Annotated in this window: 11 protein-coding genes; 2 read left to right on the top strand and 9 right to left on the bottom strand. The window is 57.3% G+C overall.

Annotated features, from left to right (window positions below; all coding sequences use genetic code 11):
* Positions 1-32: 32 nt before the first annotated feature.
* From A9Q02_RS03305 to A9Q02_RS03275, 7 genes are read right to left on the bottom strand one after another with little or no spacing between them, the layout of a single operon-like run.
* Positions 33-1547 (bottom strand): CheR family methyltransferase, encoded by a 1515-nt coding sequence (locus A9Q02_RS03305; RefSeq protein WP_097650938.1) that lies wholly within the window; start codon positions 1545-1547, stop codon positions 33-35.
* Positions 1548-1570: 23 nt separating this feature from the next.
* Positions 1571-2770, bottom strand: coding sequence for a chemotaxis-specific protein-glutamate methyltransferase CheB (gene cheB / locus A9Q02_RS03300; protein WP_097650937.1), 1200 nt, complete (start codon positions 2768-2770; stop codon positions 1571-1573).
* Positions 2771-2789: 19 nt separating this feature from the next.
* On the bottom strand, positions 2790-3149 hold the full coding sequence (locus A9Q02_RS03295) for a response regulator (protein ID WP_097650936.1): 360 nt from the start codon (positions 3147-3149) through the stop codon (positions 2790-2792).
* Between the two features lie 39 nt (positions 3150-3188).
* Positions 3189-5477 carry a hybrid sensor histidine kinase/response regulator gene (locus tag A9Q02_RS03290; RefSeq protein ID WP_097650935.1) on the bottom strand — a complete coding sequence of 763 codons (2289 nt, stop codon included), beginning with the start codon at positions 5475-5477 and terminating at the stop codon, positions 3189-3191.
* An 8-nt stretch (positions 5478-5485) separates the two neighbouring features.
* Entirely contained in the window at positions 5486-6967 is a 1482-nt protein-coding gene (locus tag A9Q02_RS03285; RefSeq protein ID WP_245860267.1) for a methyl-accepting chemotaxis protein, read from the bottom strand.
* 28 nt (positions 6968-6995) lie between these two features.
* Complete coding sequence (locus A9Q02_RS03280) at positions 6996-7442, bottom strand: chemotaxis protein CheW (protein ID WP_141508683.1); 447 nt, start codon at positions 7440-7442, stop codon at positions 6996-6998.
* Between the two features lie 52 nt (positions 7443-7494).
* Positions 7495-7962 (bottom strand): chemotaxis protein CheW, encoded by a 468-nt coding sequence (locus A9Q02_RS03275; RefSeq protein WP_097650933.1) that lies wholly within the window; start codon positions 7960-7962, stop codon positions 7495-7497.
* 105 nt (positions 7963-8067) lie between these two features.
* Here A9Q02_RS03275 and A9Q02_RS03270 point away from each other — a divergent pair, with 105 nt between their 5' ends.
* Entirely contained in the window at positions 8068-9153 is a 1086-nt protein-coding gene (locus A9Q02_RS03270) for an inositol-3-phosphate synthase (RefSeq protein ID WP_245860264.1), read from the top strand.
* A gap of 58 nt (positions 9154-9211) precedes the next feature.
* Here the strand turns inward: A9Q02_RS03270 and topA are convergent, their stop codons facing one another.
* Positions 9212-11626 (bottom strand): type I DNA topoisomerase, encoded by a 2415-nt coding sequence (topA, locus tag A9Q02_RS03265; protein WP_097650948.1) that lies wholly within the window; start codon positions 11624-11626, stop codon positions 9212-9214.
* A 105-nt stretch (positions 11627-11731) separates the two neighbouring features.
* A complete protein-coding gene (locus A9Q02_RS03260) occupies positions 11732-12193 on the bottom strand; it encodes a Fur family transcriptional regulator (RefSeq protein ID WP_245860262.1) in 462 nt (153 codons plus the stop codon).
* 187 nt (positions 12194-12380) lie between these two features.
* Here A9Q02_RS03260 and A9Q02_RS03255 point away from each other — a divergent pair, with 187 nt between their 5' ends.
* Positions 12381-13886, top strand: coding sequence for a metal ABC transporter solute-binding protein, Zn/Mn family (locus A9Q02_RS03255; protein WP_172450583.1), 1506 nt, complete (start codon positions 12381-12383; stop codon positions 13884-13886).
* Positions 13887-13959 lie beyond the last annotated feature (73 nt).

Below are 13959 nucleotides of genomic sequence, written 5' to 3'. Positions count from 1 at the left end.
AGCTCGCTCCATCAGTCCTGGCTCATCACTGGTTACAGGTTGTATTTGCGCTCAGGACGTAGTTCTTCCATCGAACGCCAACATATCTCACTGAGCCATCGTGCCGCGACGCCATCAAGCAGTTTGTCGGGCGGATGGAGGGTTAACTGGCGCATACAATTGCGATATTCGCGGAGGGCATCATCGCGTCGTCCCAGTTGACGATAACACTCGGCAAGATGAAAGGCGAGCACGGGTGATTGATTATCAAGATACCGCGCTCGTTCGAACTGCACCACGGCCGCACTGTGGCGATTCTGTCGCACATAGATTAGCCCGATCAAGAGATAAGCTTCGGTCGTCAAGGGATTTAACTCAAGTGCGCGATGCGCCTCGGCCCCAGCCAGTTCAAAGTCGCCCCGGTTGGCGTGCGCTCGCGCTATCAAGGCGAGGATCTGCGGCGCCGCGCTGCCGACCAGGGGCAAACTCTGCAAGAGGCTTAGTGCTTCTTCCGTCTGGCCTGTATCAAGCAAACTCTGTACCTGCTCAATGATGGCGCTGGTCGTACCATGATCGATGGGCGGCTGGCTCGGGTGTGAAGGGCGTCGCGTTGTGCGGGATAGTTCGGGCTGACACGCTGCTGTTGGCGCAGGCAACCCGCGTGACGTTAGGCCAGGATCGGCGGGCAAGGCGATTGTGCGGCGATACCGTTGCGCACCTGTTTTTTCGGTGTCTTTGTAGTAGACAAAGGATTCGCCCACTTCACGCCAGCGCAATTTGTTAAAAATGTTCCAGAGAGTCTCGGAAAACCCAAGAAAGAGAACGCCTCCATCATTGAGCGTATGGTAAAAGCGTTCCATCAGGGCACGACAGGTGTTGATTTGAAAATAGATCGTGACATTTTGACAAAACAGGATATCGATGCCCTGCCCCTGGGCCGGAATCGGGTCGAGGAGATTGAATTGATCAAATTGAACGAGGCATCGCACCCGTGAGGCAACCGTTAATTCAGCCCCGTGGGCTTCAAAATAGCGGACACGTTGCTGCGGGGTGAGGTGTGCCAGACTCCGCCCTTTATAAACCCCGGCTTTGGCTCGTGTGAGGGTTGCGCTACTCAGATCCGTCGCCCAGATACTGACGGGGCGGGGTAATGGCTCGCCTAACGCTTCAAGGACGGTAATTGCCAGTGAATAGGCTTCTTCGCCCGTCGCACAGCCAGCACTCCAGAGACGCAGCGGTTGATCGGGGGGCAGGCGTTGATGCAACTCGGGCAAGATGACCTCACGGAGGGCCTGCATATGGGGTCGGTTGCGAAAAAACTGCGTTTCGTGATTGAGCAATTCTTCCGTGAGGAGCTGGAGCTCGTGCTGATCAGGTTGATTGCTGAGTTGGTTCGTATAACGCTCAGCCGACATACCAAGCGCGTGACTCCGTTGTTGAATGGCTGTTTCCAGCGTTCTGGTGCGTGTATCATCCAGATAGATACCATAGGAGGCTGCAATCATGTCCCGCAGGATCACAGGATCAGGTTGTTTGAATAGTTCGGTTCGAGCCAGCGCCGGGTACATAGGTTCCACTCTCTTGCCAATAGTCATTGAGGCCCTAGTGCAAAGCGCTTAATCAACGTGGTTGCAATGCGCTCAGGGGGTAAGACGAGATCGGCGGCCCCAAGTTCGATCGCCGCCCGTGGCATGCCAAAGATGGTCGATGTTGCTTCATCCTGGGCAATCGTAAACCCGCCAGCACGACGAATCGTGCGCATGCCGATGGCACCATCACGCCCCATGCCGGTCAACAACACGCCGGTCGTTGCGGCCCCAAAGACGGCAACCACCGACTGCATCGCAATATCAATCGCCGGACGTTGCATCAACAGAGGCAAGCCACTTAGATGAACGGTACAATTTGGCTGAATGAGCAGATCAAACTGATCAGGAACCAGAAAGACATGGCCTGCTTGCAGGCGCATCCCTTCGGTGGCGAGGTGAACCGGCAAGGTAAGCTGATCGCTGAGCCATTCAGCCATGCCGGTACTGAACCCCTGTGCGATATGTTGCACCACAATCACGGTTGCCGCAAAGTCACCTGGCAGACGCGCCAGGATCTGGCAGACCACCCGCGGGCCGCCGGTGGAGGCCCCGATCACCACGGCATCGAAACGACACGCTGCACTGCGCATCGGGGTCATCGTGTGCGGTGGTATGCCTGTGGCGAGCGGCGGCGCCATGGGCTTGAAGGGTGGAGTTATGCTCGCTCCTGGCTGCGCCGGTGGTTTGGGGGGCACTGGTAGCGCGGGTTTCTCGGATGCAGCTGGGGATGTTTCGGCGGGCACAACATAGGTATCACTCTGCTTGCCGCGCCGCCCGCGCAGATGGGTCACGACCTGGATGCGGGCGAGCATGCGCACCTTGCGGACAAGGGATCGCCGTGCCTCTTCGAGAGCCCCTGGTTGATCAAGCCGCGGTTTCTCCATCACATCAAGGGCGCCCGCACCAAGCATCTGAAAGGTAATGTCAATATCATAACTACTGAGTGAGGTTGTCAGCACAAGGATGGGGAGCGGATGGTAGGCCATAAGCTGGCGGGTGGTCTCGACCCCATCCATGATTGGCATCCGCACATCCATCGTGACGAGATCCGGATGTAACGCCACAACCATCTCAATCGCTTCACGTCCATTGCACGCTTCACCCACGACCTCGACCAGCGGATCGCTTTCCAGAAGTTCGCGAAGCAGCCTGCGCGCTAGGGCTGAGTCATCAACGACGAGAATGCGCAAGGGTTTGTTCATAAAGAACCCGATTTCTGGGTTACATCTCAAGCACCAGCTTGATGCGATTCGGGAGATTGAAGAGCTCGACATCTTTGTTGAGATAATCGTCAACTCCTACCTCAAAGGCGGCATGTTTTTCATCACTAGAAGTTAACATAATAATACGCAGTTCATCAAGCTCTGGCCTGCTGCGCACACGGCGGCAGACTTCAAAGCCATCAATGCCCGGCATCTGGACATCAAGCACCATCAGATCGGGGACTTCTTCTTCAATCATTGCCAGGGCCTCTTCGCCGCTGCCGGCCAGGCGTACCTCGTACCCAAACATTTCCAGGCGCATCTTGACGATATCGGTAATGAGTTTGCTGTCATCGACGACAAGAATCTTGTGAGTCATGCTCCCTCCCTATAATGATCCGCTGGTCATGATGTCCGGTCAGTTTGTTGTGCCAAGCAGTTGCTGCACCACATCAAGCAGGCTCTCTTGATCGAACTGACTCTTCACAATATAGGCCTGTGCGCCTGCCTCCAGTCCACGGCGGCGATGTTCTTCTGAGGCCAGGCTCGTAATCAGGATGACCGGTACGCGACTGGTGGTCGGATGAGCGCGGATCTGGCTAGTGAGGCCAAAACCGTCCACGCGGGGCATTTCGATGTCACTCACGACGAGATCGTATGGCTGCTGCTGCATTTGTGCGAGGGCATCAGCGCCATCGACGGCTGGCGTTACTTCATACCCTGCCGATTGCAAAATGCTGCAGATCAATTCTCTGGTAGTAAACGAGTCATCCACCACCAGCAACCGAGAACGCTGGACGGCCGGGGCCTGGCTGACAACGATGTTGCTCCGTTTGTTCTGAATGACCTGGACGGGATTGAGCAACAGCACCAGGGTGCCGTCACCAAGCTGAATGGCCCCGCCGAAGTGTTGGTGCTTCTCGAACAAGGGGCCAAGTGGTTTGACCACGGCTTCACGCTCGTCGACCAGTTCATCTACCAGTAGCGCAACGGGGCGCTGGTTGCTCCCCGTGATAATGGCCGGGACACGGCTGTGGCGGCTGAACGGCGATGGTTCTGACAGGCCGAGCAGTTCGGCCAGGGCGATCAGGGCGAGCGTGCGCTCTTCAACAAGGATCGTTGGTTGGCCCTCAAGCGAGCGGATCTCGTTGTGATAGGCCCAGACGGTACCATAACAGCTTGTGGCTGGCAGCGCAAAAATCGACCGCCCTGTGCGTACCAGCAAAACACGTGTCGTGACGAGGGTCAAGGGCAACGTGAGAATGATGCGACTCCCGTGACCGAGTTCAGACTCGACTTCGACCTGTCCACCGAGATCCGTCAGATTGGCGCGCACGACATCCATGCCAACGCCACGCCCCGAGATCTCGGTAATCTGCGCTGCCGTCGAAAACCCGGGTTGAAAGATCAGTTCGAAGGCTTCGCTATCGGGCATCAGCGCGGCCGCTTCGGCGGAAAGCATCCCGAGCCGCACGGCGCGCTCACGTAGGCGTTGCGGATCCATCCCACGCCCATCATCACTGATAACGATTTTTACCTTGCCGCCAACCGTTTCGGCGCGCACCTCAATCAAGCCGTAGGGTGGTTTGCCTGCCGCCTCGCGTTCGCTGGGTGGTTCGATGCCATGATCAACTGCGTTGCGCACCAGATGGAGGAGTGGGTCGTTGATCAATTCCAGGACTTTGCGATCAAGTTCAACGGTCTCGCCATACAATTCGATCTTGGCCTCGTGGCCGGTCGTCTGCGTGAGATCGCGGACGGCGCGGGGCAAGCCGGCATAGACCGTCGCAATTGGCAAGAGTCGGGCGCGCATCACCTCCTGTTCCAGATCTTTGACGAGTTGGGCGTGCTGGTTGGTGTGGCGCATGACGCGATCACTCTCTTGGTGTACCAACCCGCGTACATCATGGCTGATGGCATGCACGTTGTTCAGATGCTGAGCAAGTTGTTTGCGTTGCGCTCCCGTCAGCGCCATGCTTTCGAGCGCTTCTTCTAGCCCTGTCAGGGCCGCACGCTGTTGCGCGCATTTATCTTCGAGCACTTGCCACTGCTCGCCATGGGTTGCTAGGCTCTGCTGGCCGATGACCAGTTCGCCGGCAAGGTTGAGCATCCGATCCAGGCGATCAACCCGTACCCGGATCGTCGGCTGGTTCTGATGGCGCTGGTTGACCACCCGGCTTAAGGGCACGGTTGTCGATGGAGGGGGTGTCACACTGGTCGAAGTTCCCCGAGGGGGAGGTGCCGCCTTGGGAGGTGCAGGTGCCGCAGGTGCTGGCGGCGCTTCGGGCGCCCCCGTTGGCGGCATGGCGGCTGGCGCTGCGTCGGTCTGCGCATCGCCCAGACCACCAATGAGCTCATCGACATTCACGGGACACGGGCGGCCCTCGATGGTGGCATTGATCAGTTCCAGGATGGCATCGCCGCTGCGCAGCAAGACATTGGCGAGCGGGCGTTCCAGCGCACGTTTGCCTTGGCGCATCTCGCCCAGCACCGTCTCGAGCTCGTGGGCCAACCGGCCGACCTCATCAAACCCGAGCATACGGGCCGAACCCTTAATCGTATGCATCGCGCGAAAGATCTGGGCAATCGTCGCCTGCTGTTCGCCCGGATCAGTGGCTTGCTCTAGGCTCAACAAACCCTCACCGAGAACACGGACATTCTCGACGCTCTCTTCACGAAATTGATGATAGAAGCTCGACAGATCCATAGCGGTTACTACTTTTCGTTCGCCACAATTCCGTGAAGGCGATCGGCAATCGAGGTCAGCGTAACGGCTGCTTCAGCCATCTGCCGTGAGCCAAGGGCTGTCTGGCGGGCCACCTCAGCGATCTCGCGCATCGTTTCGACCACCTGCTCGCTGGCACTCTGCTGTTGGGCGGTCGCCAGGCCAATCTCGGCGGCGCTCTGGGCCGTCCGTTCGGCGACCATCACGATATTATCCATCGTCTGGCCGGCGCGATGGGCGAGTTCGACCCCTCGTTCCACCTCTTTGCTCCCCTCTTCCGAGGCCAGCACCGAGGCCGAGGTCGCCTGGCGGATCTCGGCGATCACCCCTTTGACTTCGCGTGCCGCAGCCAGTGTTCGATTGGCCAGACTCTTCACTTCAGCGGCGACCACGGCAAAGCGTCGCCCGTGTTCACCGGCCCCCGCCGCCTCGATCGCCGCATTGAGCGCAAGCAGATGGGTCTCGTCAGAGATGTCGTCAATCAAGTCAATAATCTCGCCGATCTGCTGCGAACGCTCGCCGAGGCTGAGCACGCGGTTCGAGACATCCGACACCCGGGCACGGATGCGTTCCATGGCTTGAATGCTCTCATCAACGGCGTCCTGCCCACTACTCAGATTTTCGAGCGTCTGTTGGGCGGCTTGCGAGACATGGTCAGCCAGTTGGGCAATCTGGCGGGCCGTGCTACCGAGTTCCTCGATGGTGGTCGAAACTTCAGAGACGGCACTTGCCTGATCGGTCGCGCCGCTCGCCTGCGATTGCGAGGCAACTTGCAACTGCCCTGCGGCGGCGGCGAGTTCACTGCCCAGTTCAATTTGCTGAATATTCTTTTGCATCAACTGGTCAGTCTTCTCGATCAACTGCTGCGCCCGCTGCTGTGACTGGGCGACGACCATCGCCAGATCGCGGCCACTCATACCCGACATATAGGCGATGAAACAGCCCGTCAAACTGAAAATAACTGCGTTAACCGTCGGCGAGAGATCGAGGGGCGTGTAGAGGTTTCTGGTCTGGGCTATAAACAGGCCCATATAGATGACAAGCGTCGCTGCGGCCACAAAAAAACTATCGCGCCCATTGCCCAGCAAGCCAGCGCTAATCACGGGCACCAGAAACATAAAAGCGAGAGGCCCAAGCGGACCACCGAAGAGGATGACGCCAATCGTGGAACAAAGAATCATAGCATAGAAAAGGATGCGTCGCCCCAGGATCGTCTCGCGCTTGCGGATAAGGAAAAAGGCCGCGACATACATCACCAGCGAAACAATGATCAGCATCGCCACCAGACCGACCGTCAGATGTCCAATGCTCGCCGAATTCCACAGAAAACCCAGCGAAAAGAGAAAGACGATCGAGAGCGAAAAGCCGCTCGCGTTCAACAGATGCATCATGCTCTGGTGATCGAGCAGCAGGACAAGCTTCTCGTCATCTTCCTGATGGTCAAACCTTCCCACAGTTGCTGTCGTTTGCATAGGTTTCATTCCCGATCAAGACACGATCTCACACAACCCCGAGGGCGATATCGGTCGCAATGCGCTGCAGATCAAGGACAAGGAGCAAGCGCTGTTCAAAGATTACAGCCCCGGTAAACCACGGACGAGCGAGGTGTTTGCGCATCAGCGCGGGCAAAGGATGCACCTCTTCTGGCTGCGTCAGGCGGTCAACCCGATCAACCAGCAAGACCACGGTGCGGCGACGCAAGGTAACGGTCAAGGCATGGTGCCGGTCGGGCTTTTCCTCCGCTTGATAACCAAGCAACGGGCCAAGTTCAGCATAGATCAGCGGACGACCCCGGGCATCCTGCTCAGGGGCCATCGTTGGCAGCAGCTGGCTCAGATGATCGACGTGGGTTTGCGGGGCCAGGTAGCACTGGTCAGCGATATGGATCTCAAGCAGGAGCATTGTAGCCTTCGCCTCACTCAACCAGGGTCGTGCGCGTAACTTCACCTTACTCTCTATGATACGCCACAAACGAACGAAACAGGCACCAGGGTGTGCTTCAGAGTGTTTCGTGGAGGGCCGCGACCAGTGCGCCAAGGTTGAGCACCGCCAGGGTTGCTCCTTCAAGGATAGTGACTCCGGCGAGCAGACGTACCCGTTGGGCCTCAAGGGCCGCCGGTGGAGGCGTGATGCTCTTGATGGTCAGGGGCACAAGATCGACGACGTTATCGACAAGCAGGGCCATCCTCGTGACGTCGTGCTCTACCAGCACGAGGCGGGTCGCACGCGTTGAGGGGGTCAGCGTCAGACCAAGCATCAGGCGCAGATCGATCACAGGAAAAATCACGCCACGCTGACTAATCAGCCCAGGCATGATCGCAGGCGCTCCGGGGACACTCGTTGGGGTCTGCCAGCGCATGACTTCGCGTACCGCAATCCCGGGGATGGCATAAAGCTCGTCGGCCAGATTGACCACCAGATATTCCTGGATCTCGCCGAGTACGTCGACTTCGTTCTGATTCATCATTGAAGATCGCTTCCTTTGCAGACTTGCCAAGGCAGTTCAGGCGCTGTATCATGTTGCGTTACCATAAAAGATACCATAGCTGGTATGAGGTTAGATGAGAAAGGTATGCATTCTGTGAACAAGAAGATCCGGGTCGCGATTATTGGCGTTGGGAACTGTGCCTCGTCGCTCGTGCAAGGCATTCACTATTACCGTGAGGCCCGCGAGGGCGATGATATTCCAGGGCTCATGCATGTAACGCTGGGCGGGTATCACATTAGCGATATCGAATTTTCGGCGGCCTTTGATATTGCTGATACCAAAGTTGACAAAGATCTCTCAGAAGCGATTTTTGCTGAGCCAAACAATACCTATGTTTTTAGCAAAGTGCCGCACCTTGGGGTGCCCGTGTCGCGGGGGATGACCCACGATGGGATTGGTAAATATTTGAGTCAGGTCATTACCAAGTCACCACGTGATACCGATGATATTGTGGGCATTCTCAAGCAGACCAAAACGGATGTCGTCATCTCGTACCTGCCGGTCGGCAGCGAAATGGCCACAAAATGGTATGTCGAGCAGATCCTTGAGGCTGGCTGTGCCTTCATCAATTGTGTGCCCGTCTTTATTGCCAGCCAGGAGTACTGGCGGCGTCGGTTTGAAGAGAAGCGATTGCCGATCATTGGCGATGATATCAAGAGCCAGGTGGGCGCAACGATTACCCACCGTGTCTTGACCACTCTTTTCAAAGAACGTGGGGTGCGGCTGGATCGCACCTATCAACTCAATTTTGGTGGCAATACCGACTTTTTGAATATGCTCGAACGTGAGCGGCTCGAGAGCAAGAAGATCAGCAAAACCAACGCCGTGACGAGCCAGTTGAACTATGAACTCCCGGAAGCCTCGGTGCATGTTGGTCCGAGCGATTATGTGCCGTGGCTGGGCGACCGCAAATGGGCCTATATTCGGATGGAGGGCACAACCTTTGGGGATGTGCCGCTCAACGTCGAGTTAAAGCTCGAAGTCTGGGACTCGCCCAATTCAGCCGGGGTGGTGATTGACGCGATCCGTTGTGCCAAACTGGCCCTTGATCGTGGCCTTGGCGGTGCCCTCGATGGCCCGAGCAGTTATTTTATGAAGACCCCGCCCAAGCAGTATACCGATTATGAAGCACGTGAACTGACCGAGCGTTTTGCCAGTGGCGAGGCATAGGAACAGAAACACCTGCGTCGGGCACGCCCGGCGCAGGTGTTGGGGGTAAGCGGCCCGCTCAGGCGCTCTTCTTACGGGGAGGCTCTTTTTTTGTGCTGGTGGTCGTTTTGCTGGTTGGGGTCGTTTTGCTGGTGGCCGCCTTTTTGCTGGTGGCCGTCTTTTTTGTCGCGGGTGTCTTCTTGGTTGCCTTCTCTTTGCTCTCAGCTTGCACTGGTGTCGCTTCGACCGGGGCCAGTTCTTCGAGGCTGTTGGTCAGATAGTCGCACTTTGGATAGCGCGAGCAACCAAAGAAGGGCCGCCCAAAGCGCCCCCGGCGACGCAGCAGCTCGCCCTCGTGACACTTGGGACAGGCCACACCGGTGGGTTCGGGGAGCGGCACGGGCTTGCCATCTTTGCCGATGCGGCGCGTATTGCTGCACTCGGGATAGCCTGAACAGCCGAGGAAGGGTCCGAAGCGACTCTTCTTGATCACCATTGGCCGCCCGCAGAGATTGCACATCACATCGCTGGTTTCGGGGGCGCTGGCTTTATCGATGACGATTTTGCCATCACTGTCGCGATGAAAGTCGCTGGTGAAATCACACGATTCTGGGCCGCCATCTTTGCTATACCGGGTACAGGCCAGGAATTCACCATTGCGGCCGAACTTGATAGCGAGCAGACCCTGTTGACACTTGGGACACTGGAGATCGGTGACAATCTCTTCGCGCTTGAGATTGCGCATTTCAACCTTCGCATCAGCGAGGGTCTTTTGAAACGGCGCATAAAATTCGTGGAGGACAGGAATCCAGGCCTTTGATCCATCGGCAATATCATCAAGTTGCTGTTCAAGGGCCGACGTAAAATCGTAGTCAACAATATTAGGAAAATGGAGCACCAGCAACTCGGTAACGACCCGCCCGAGGGTCGTTGGGATTAACTTCTTGTCGGCAGCCGTCACATAATCACGTTCCTGGATGGTTGAAATGATCGAAGCATAGGTCGAAGGCCGCCCAATGCCAAGGCGCTCAAGCTCTTTGACCAAGCTTGCCTCGGTAAAGCGGGGAAGCGGCTCGGTGAAATGCTGAATGGGCAGAAGTTCCAGCAGATCGAGCGGATCCTGCTCGACGAGAAGAGGCAAACGGCGCTCGCTATCTTCGTCCTCTTCGCCCTCATCAAGGCTGACATTGTAGACCGCGAGAAAACCGGGGAACTTGAGCACCGAGCCGGTTGCCCGGAAGAGATAGGGGGCATTGCCAGTTGGCGCTGTCGGTGTCCAGGCCCCAAGATCAACGGTCGTACTATCAAAGATAGCCGGTGCCATCTGCGAGGCGACAAAACGCTTCCAGATCAACTCATAGAGGCGGAAGAGATCGCGTTCGAGGATCGCACTGACCTGCTCGGGTGCCCGCTCGCTACTTGTCGGACGGATCGCCTCGTGGGCCTCCTGGGCGCCTTTCGCCTTGGTTTTATACACAGGGGGCTTATCGGGCAGATAGTCACGCCCAAAGCGGCTTTCGATCAAGCGCCGCGCCTCGGCTTGCGCTTCACCGGCCACATTGGTACTATCGGTACGCATATAGGTAATCAGGCCGCTGACGCCCTCGTCGCCCCCAAGATCGACCCCCTCATAGAGCCGCTGCGCGAGCATCATCGTCTTTTTGGCACTAAAGCCGAGTTTGCGCCCGGCCTCTTGCTGCAGGGTCGACGTCGTAAAGGGCGGCGCCGGGCTGCGGCGCTTATCTTTGCGGGTTACCTTCACCACGCGATAGGAAGCTTGGTCGAGGTCAGTCACAATCGCATCGGCCTGTTCCTGATCGGGTACCGCGAACTTATCGAGCTTCTTGCCGGCACGCTCGATCAGCGTCGCACGGAACGCATCGCGCGGGGCGGTTCCCCCGGTCTTGAGCAGATCAGCCTCGATCGTCCAGTACTCAACGGGCACAAAGCTCTCGACCTCTTGCTCACGTTCAACAATCAGACGCACCGCGACTGACTGCACCCGGCCAGCGGAAAGCCCACGCTTGACCTTATCCCAGAGCAATGGGCTCAGTTGATAGCCAACGAGCCGATCGAGCACCCGGCGCGCTTGCTGGGCATTGACCAGATTCTCATTAATCGCGCGGGGATGATCGAGTGCCTGTTGCACCGCATTGCGCGTAATCTCTTGGAACACAACGCGATGGACAGGCGTACGCCCGGGCTTGATCGCCTCGGTAATATGCCAAGCAATCGCCTCACCCTCACGATCGGGGTCAGTCGCGAGATAGATCGCATCAGCGTTGCGCATCGCCTGGCGCAATTCACTCACGACCTTCTCTTTGGTCACCTCATAGACAGGTTGAAAATTGTGCTCGACATCAATCGCCAGATCACTCTTGGGCAAATCGCGCACATGGCCCATACTCGAAGTGACCCGATACCCACGACCAAGATATTTCTGGATCGTCTTCGCCTTCGACGGCGACTCGACGATAACAAGTTTGTCTCCCATAGCGCCCCAGGCTAAACCAAGAATAGTAACAAACTGCGGCACGCAATTCGCTATAGCACTATACGCGGGCTACCCATCCTTGTCAATAGCCTGGTATCCAGGACATTACACCGCCAGGCAACGTGGGCAGCGCCCAAAGAGTTCGAGGACATGATCGTTGATGTGGTACCCCGTTTGCTGCTCGAGCGTCGTGATGAGATCGCGCAACCCACAGTTATCGAAGCTCTGGAGCGCCCCGCACGAGACGCAGATCAGGTGGTGCGCGTGGCCCCCGCTAATGCTGTAGCGGTGACAATCTTCGAGACCGTGGATCCGCTGAAAGAGTTCAAGATCGCAGAGGAGCTTGACGGTACGAAAGATACTGGCGATGCCGGGCGACTCGTTGCGTTGCAATAACCACTGTTCAAGTTCATGCACCGTAAACGCTTTATCGAGCGCAACAGCCGCTCGTAAGACCGCGAGGCGTGGCTGGGTCACTTTGTACCCTGCCTCAGCCATTTGCTCAGCGATCTCGTGGGCTGGCGCAGGGAGGAGCGCTTGTTGTTGTTTGAGGAGACGACTCATCATATGCCTCATGACAGTAAGGAGCTAGGAAACAGGAAGATTGTAACACGATCATGATGATACTGACTATCATTCTTGACAATTTACCCTGTAAATGATACTCTATGTCAGGTGTTTTTGATACAATATCTCATTACAGGCGGCGTTTAGCGCCTATCAGGCGCGGGTCTCGATGAAGATCTTAGGGGGTATGCAGATGCTTTTGCCGAGCAAACGACGGGTACTTGTGAGTCTCTTTGCCGTGTTGACGTTCTTGCTGGCTGCGTGTGGCGCTTCGCCAGCCGCCCAGACACCAACGGCTGCACCGACCGCAGCGACTGAGGCTGCACCGGGTACCGAGGCTACAACGCCACCAACCGATGCTTCCTCAAAGCTGAAGGTTGTCGCGACCTTTAGCATTCTTGGGGATCTGGTGACGAATGTGGCCGGTGATCTGATTGACCTGACGGTGTTGGTTGGGCCAGATAGTGACCCGCATGTCTACCAGCCTGTGCCTCGCGATAGTGTGACGCTGGCTGGGGCAGATCTGATTATTGAGAATGGTCTGGAATTTGAAACCTGGTTTGATGCGCTCTATGAAGCATCAGGGTCGCAGGCACCACGGGTCGAGCTTGCCGAGCGTGTGACGCCGCTGCCTGCGGGCGAGGGGCATAGTGCGCACGATGAAGAGCACGCGCACGATGATGACCATGCGCACGATGATGACCATGCGCACGATGATGGCCTGGCCCATGCCTGCAAGCACTTTGGCGATGACCCGGTGGCTGTGACGGCGGCTGCAACGTCCGCCGAGGCGACGGCGGTGATGCCCGACGATCATACGCGCTACGATCTTACACTGAGCAATGGCGAAGGTTTTGTCGCCTTTGAGCAAGACCGCGACGGTGATGTGCTCTTCTTTCTTGGCAGCGAGACACCCCTGACGCTTTTTGCAGGTGACACGCCTCTCGTTCCCGAGTCGGTTGAACCGATCAGCGAAGGGTGCGATGCCGTCAAGGTTGTCTATACCTTTGATCTTGAGCCTGGGAGCTATGTCGTGCAGTTTGGCCCGCAGGCCGAAACGCTGCTCACGCTTGTCTGGGAACGGGGTGAAGGGCATAGCCACAGCGAGGAAGCGCATCACGACGAGAAGGATCACGACGACCATGGGCATAGCCACGGCGAGTATGATCCGCACATCTGGCAAGACCCCAATAATGCAATGTTGATGGTTGAAGTGATCCGCGATGCCTTGAGCGAGGCTGATCCGGCCAACGCCGATACCTATCAACTCAATGCCGAGCGATATCTGGCAGAACTGACGGCGCTGGATGCGTTTGTCCAGGCTGAAGTGAGTCGGCTGCCGGTAGAAGCACGCAAACTGGTCACGACCCACGACACCTTTGCCTACTTTGCCGATCGTTACGACTTCACGGTTGTCGGCACAGCGCTTGGTACCACAACCGAAAATGCCGATCCGGCAGCAGGAGACCTTGCTGCGCTGGTCAATGAAATTCGCGCTGTCGGAGTGTCGGCTATCTTTGCCGACAATGTGTCGAATCCGACGTTGATGGAGACGATCGCCCGCGAAGCCGGGGTGACCCTGGTGACAGACCTGCATACCGATGCGCTCAGCCAGCCGGGTGGTTCTGCAGGCACATATGTGGCGATGATCCAGCACAATGCCACCACGATTGTCAATGCATTGGCCGAGTAGCGAGGAGCCCGCTTGCCTGGGCGCACCACGGGGCGCCCAGGCAAGCGGGCAGGGTATAAGAGCAATACTTTTC

The organism is Candidatus Chloroploca asiatica (assembly GCF_002532075.1).
In the GTDB taxonomy this organism is placed as follows: Bacteria; Chloroflexota; Chloroflexia; order Chloroflexales; family Chloroflexaceae; genus Chloroploca; species Chloroploca asiatica.
This window is presented reverse-complemented; position numbering and strand designations above follow the sequence as displayed.